Origin of the sequence: Eggerthella sp. (genome assembly GCF_048329335.1) — a bacterium.
In the GTDB taxonomy this organism is placed as follows: domain Bacteria; phylum Actinomycetota; class Coriobacteriia; order Coriobacteriales; family Eggerthellaceae; genus Eggerthella; species Eggerthella lenta.
Genome location: NZ_DBFEGU010000103.1, coordinates 1 through 3,942 on the forward strand (window position 1 = coordinate 1; position 3,942 = coordinate 3,942).

The 3,942-nt window shown below is 67.1% G+C and carries 5 protein-coding genes; all 5 read left to right on the forward strand.

What is annotated here, in order from left to right:
- The coding region (locus ACMO6A_RS03250; protein ID WP_418470777.1) for an AIR synthase-related protein at window positions 1-259 on the forward strand (259 nt) is incomplete at its 5' end.
- A 4-nt stretch (window positions 260-263) separates the two neighbouring features.
- A complete protein-coding gene (purN, locus tag ACMO6A_RS03255; protein ID WP_114519551.1) occupies window positions 264-884 on the forward strand; it encodes a phosphoribosylglycinamide formyltransferase in 621 nt (206 codons plus the stop codon).
- 98 nt (window positions 885-982) lie between these two features.
- Entirely contained in the window at window positions 983-1,972 is a 990-nt protein-coding gene (locus tag ACMO6A_RS03260) for an XdhC family protein (protein WP_114516397.1), read from the forward strand.
- A 1-nt stretch (window position 1,973) separates the two neighbouring features.
- Window positions 1,974-2,519 (forward strand): cysteine hydrolase family protein, encoded by a 546-nt coding sequence (locus ACMO6A_RS03265; RefSeq protein ID WP_418470778.1) that lies wholly within the window; start codon window positions 1,974-1,976, stop codon window positions 2,517-2,519.
- A gap of 137 nt (window positions 2,520-2,656) precedes the next feature.
- The coding region (gene purH, locus ACMO6A_RS03270; RefSeq protein ID WP_418470779.1) for a bifunctional phosphoribosylaminoimidazolecarboxamide formyltransferase/IMP cyclohydrolase at window positions 2,657-3,942 on the forward strand (1,286 nt) is incomplete at its 3' end.

Consider the following 3,942-nt stretch of genomic DNA (forward strand, 5'->3'; position numbering starts at 1 on the left):
CCTGGGCACGTGGCCGGTGCCGGCCATCGCGTCGTTCGTGTGCGACGCGGCGCACCTCGACGAAGCCGAGGCGCTCAAGACGTTCAACATGGGCCTCGGCATGGTGCTCATCGTGGACGCGGCGCGCGCCGACGAGGTGGAGGCCGCGCTGACGCAGGCCGGCGAGACCACGTACCGCGTCGGCCGCATCGTGGCGGGCGAGGGCGAGGTCCGCTACGCGAACGACGGCAAGCTGTACGGCTTCGGTGCGGAGGCGTAAGGGCATGACCGAACCGCTGAAAATCGGCGTGCTGCTGAGCGGCAGCGGCACGAATTTGCAAGCCATCATCGATGCGGCGGCCGAGGGGCTGCCCGTGGAGATCGTGCACGTGGTGTCGTCGCGCCCCGATGCGTTCGGCATCGAGCGCGCGCATCGGGCGGGCATCCCGGTCACGGTGCTCAACCGCGACGTGTACGCCGACCCCGTCGAAGCCGACAAGCGCATCGCCGAGACGCTGCGCTACGCGCACGCCGAGTACGTGGTGATGGCGGGGTACATGCGCAAGGTGACGCCCGTGCTGCTGGACGCGTTCCCCGACCGCGTGCTGAACCTGCACCCGGCGCTGCTGCCGTCGTTCAAGGGCGCGCACGCCATCCAGGACGCGTTCGACGCGGGCGTGAAGGTGACGGGCATCACCGTCCACTTCGCGAACGAGGACTACGACAAGGGCCCCATCGTGGCGCAACGCGCCGTGGAGGTGCGCGAGGACGACACCCTCGACGACCTCGAAGCCCGCATCCACGAGGTCGAGCACGTCCTGTACCCCGAAGTGCTGCGCCTCGTGGCCGAAGGCCGCGTGACCGTGGGCGAGGATCGCAAGGTGCATATCGCCCCCGCCCGATGAACCCGCGGGGAAACCCGCAGGCCAACCGTCCGTTCCGCGCGTAAGCTCGTCGTCCGCCCAGGCAAATGCCCGCCAGCTCGAACCTCGAAGGAGCCCTCATGAACAAGGAAGCCCTCCAATCCGTCATCGCCGCCCTCCGCGAGGGCCGCACGCCGTCCTTGAGCGTGGAGGATTTCCCGTGCTTCTCGCCCGAGGCGACCGAAGGCAACCAGCACGTGGAGCCGACGTATCTCGACGTGGTGGCGAAAAGCCTCACGGCCGACGACGCGCCCACGTTCGAGCGCGCCCTGCGCGCGATGGAGGAGGGCGACCTCGCCTGGCTCGGTTTCAAGATCGTCTACGATGCGGACGCGGCTCAGCGCAACACCGACAACGAGGTGACGAAGAAGTACGGCGACGAGGGCTCGGCCGACGGCGAGCCGCTCGTGTTCTTCTGCAACGACGCGAAGGAGATCGTGGCGTCGCGGCCGTACTCGCCCCGCGACACGTTCCAGATGAAGGACGTCACGCGCGGCCCCTCGATGCACAACGAGCAGTTCGAGGGTCTCACCTGGGCGAGCGTCCCTCTGTTCGACCAGGTGCATGTTTGGCTGCTGGGCGCGTCCGACGCGGCCAGCGAAGTGGCGGCGCTCGCCGACCACGTGGGCTTCGCCGTGACGGTGGTCGACTACGATCCGGCCTATGTGAGCGAAGCGCGCTTCCCTGCGGCGAAGCGCATCGTGCTCGAGGGCGGCAACTTCGACGCGCTCGAGCAGTTGGACGCCGCTCCCGAGGATTACGTATGCGTGCTCACGCGCGGCCACATGTTCGACCCCGAGGGCTGCGTCTGGGCGACGAAGCATGCCGTGCACTACGTGGGCATGATGGGCTGCGCCGGCAAGAACGATCGCGTGCGCGAGCTGGTTCTGGCCTCCGGCGCCACCGAGGAGGACTGGGAGCGCGTCAAGCGCCCCATCGGCCTGAAGTTCGGGGCGAAGACGCCCGCCGAGCTGGCCATCGCCATCGTCGCCGAGCTCGTGGATGTGCGTTACCGCCAACGCTACAGCGCCGAAGCGCGCGAGCGCCACGAGAAGAGCCTGGGCCGCTGACATGGGCGAACGCCTCTTTGACGCCCTTATTGTCATCGACGTGCAGCAGGCTCTTGTCGACGGTCATCCGTCGAAGGAGGATTCGTTCCTCGTTGCGGTGGGTGCGATGATCGATGCGTGCCGTCGCGCAGGCGTTCCTGTGCTGTACGTGTGCCACGATGGAGGAGCGGGCGATGAGCTGGAACGCGGCACGGATGGCTGGCGGGTGCATTGCGCCGTCGCGCCGCAGGCTGGCGAAATAGTCGTTGACAAGCGATTCAACAGCGCTTTTCGGCAGACAGGCCTTCATGAAACGCTGCAATCTTTGGGCGCGAAGCGCATCGTCATGTGCGGCATGCAGACGGAATTTTGCTTCGACGTGTCCGTCAAGGTGGCTTTCGAGCTGGGTTACGACGTGACTGTGCCACGTGAGGCCGTCACCACGTTCGACAGCGGGTTCGCCCCTGGCGAAGTTCTTACCGCCTACTTCGAAGATCGCATCTGGGACGGCCGTTATGCGCGCGTGCTGGATGCGGACGGCGTCGTCGAAGAGCTTGCCGCTCGCTGACCTTTTCGTCGTGCGCGTTTGCGGGATATGCGCGCGCTTCCTCGTTGACCTCGCGGTTCGGGTGGTACCATGCGTCGCAGGAGATTGGACGCAAGGGGCCGTTCAGTCGCAGACAAGAGGAAAGGATGTAAGGCCATATGAGCAATCCTAAGGTCAAGCGCGTGCTCGTGTCCGTTACGGACAAGAGCGGCGTTGCGGACTTCGCCCGCGCGCTCGTCGACGAGTTCGGGGCGGAAATCATCTCGACGGGCGGCACCGCCCGCGCGCTCAAGGACGCCGGCGTGCCGGTCACGCCCATCGACGACGTGACGCAGTTCCCCGAGATGATGGACGGTCGCGTGAAGACGCTGCACCCGCGCGTGCACGGCGGTCTGCTGGCCAAGCGCGACAACGAGGCCCACATGGCCCAAGCGGCCGAGCACGGCATCGAGATGATCGACATGGTGGTGGTGAACCTCTACGCCTTCGAGAAGACGGTGGAAAGCGGCGCCGATTTCGGCACCTGCATCGAGAACATCGACATCGGCGGCCCGTCCATGCTGCGCTCCGCGGCCAAGAACTTCGAGAGCGTGGCCGTGGTCACGCGCCCGGCGAGCTACGACGCCATCCTGGCCGAGATGCGCGCCAACGACGGCGCCACCCTGCGCGACACGCGCGCCAAGCTGGCGCTCGACGTGTTCGAGACCACGGCGGCTTACGACGGCGCCATCGCCGCGTGGATGGGCGCCCAGCTCAAGGACGAGGGCGACGTGAAGTTCCCCGCCGACCGCACGCTGCATCTCTCGAAGGTGCAGGACCTGCGTTACGGCGAGAACCCGCACCAGTCCGCCGCGTTCTACCGTCGCGACGACTACGCCGACGCCCCGCACAGCCTGGCCCATGCCAAGCAGCATCAGGGCAAGGAGCTGTCGTACAACAACTACCTCGACCTCGACGCGGCTTGGACGGCCGTGCGCGAGTTCGACGAGCCGGCCTGCGTCATCGTCAAGCACCTCACGCCCTGCGGCGTGTGCCAGAACGACGACCTCGTCGAGGCCTACCAGCGCGCGCACGCGTGCGACCCGGTGAGCGCCTACGGCGGCGTCATGGCGTTCAACCGCCCCGTCACCTCCGACGTGGTGGTGGCCATCTTCGACAACAAGCAGTTCGTCGAGGCCATCATCGCCCCCGAGTTCGCGGGCGACGCGCTTGACATGTACAGCGCGAAGAAGAACGCGCGCCTGCTGTCCACGGGCGGCGTGAACCCGGCCGGCGGCGAGGTGGAGTATCGCTCCGTCGAAGGCGGCCTCCTGTGCCAGGACTCCGACGCCGTGGCCGAGGACCCCGCGGCGTTCACCGTGCCCACGAAGCGCCAGCCCACCGACGAGGAGATGGCCGAGCTTCTGTTCGCATGGAAGGTGTGCAAGTCCATCAAGTCCAACGC

Excerpts from the sequence above, each read along its gene's own strand:
- ACMO6A_RS03265 (WP_418470778.1), top strand. The coding sequence starts at position 1,974 with ATGGGCGAACGCCTCTTTGACGCCCTTATTGTCATCGACGTGCAGCAG.
- purN (WP_114519551.1), top strand. The coding sequence starts at position 264 with ATGACCGAACCGCTGAAAATCGGCGTGCTGCTGAGCGGCAGCGGCACG.
- ACMO6A_RS03260 (WP_114516397.1), top strand. The coding sequence starts at position 983 with ATGAACAAGGAAGCCCTCCAATCCGTCATCGCCGCCCTCCGCGAGGGC.